This window comes from Streptomyces bungoensis, from assembly GCF_001514215.1.
Taxonomy (GTDB): domain Bacteria; phylum Actinomycetota; class Actinomycetes; order Streptomycetales; family Streptomycetaceae; genus Streptomyces; species Streptomyces bungoensis.
In genome coordinates this window covers 1-706 of record NZ_KQ948919.1, presented here as the reverse complement: position 1 = coordinate 706, position 706 = coordinate 1, and the positions used below count along the sequence as shown (strand labels likewise).

Below are 706 nucleotides of genomic sequence, written 5' to 3'. Positions count from 1 at the left end.
GGTTCGAGGGAGGTCCACAGGCCGGTCATGTCAGCCCTTCGCGGGGTGGACGATCCGCCACTCCTGGTCGTCCGTGTTGGAGCAGTCGAAGATCGTGAGGTTGGCGTCGTTGCCGCCGGTGCTGTATCCGGCCACGTCCAGGCACTTGTTGTCGCTGGCGAAGTTGCGGATCCAGTAGGCGCCGTCCTGCTGCTTCTGCACCCACCACAGCTGGTTGTCGGCGGTCGTGCCGTCGCAGGTGAACTCGGCCACGGCCGTTCTGACGGGCTGGGCACCGTAGTCGGGCAGGTCCATGCAGAGCTGGTCCTTGACGTTGCGGATCTGGAAGAGGGCACGGCCGCCGGGGCCGCCCTTCTCGTACTTGACCTCCAGGTTCCACAGCTGGTTGTCGTTCGTGGTGCCGTCGCAGGTGAACTCCCGTACGGGGCCGTTGATCGTGCCCTTGTCGTAGCCCGGGAGGTCCGCGCACTTCTTGGTGGTGGGGTTCAGGAGCAGGACGTTCGTCGCCGGCACCACGGGCGTCGCGGGCTTCTTGGGCGCGGCCGGTGAACTGCCGCCGCCACCGCCCGAACCGCTGCCGCCCTTGCCGCCGCCGTCGGAGGCGGCCTTCGGCGACTCGGCCGCGGCGGACTGCGGCGGGGCTGCGGGAGTGAGGGCCGGAGTGGGTGTGGGAGACGGCGCCAGGGTGGTGCCGGCTTCGGCGAGC

1 protein-coding gene is annotated in these 706 nt (G+C 69.5%); it reads right to left on the bottom strand.

What is annotated here, in order from left to right:
• Positions 1-30: 30 nt before the first annotated feature.
• Positions 31-706, bottom strand: a 676-nt coding sequence (locus tag AQJ66_RS36640; protein WP_167359222.1) for an RICIN domain-containing protein, incomplete at its 5' end; no start/stop codon positions are given.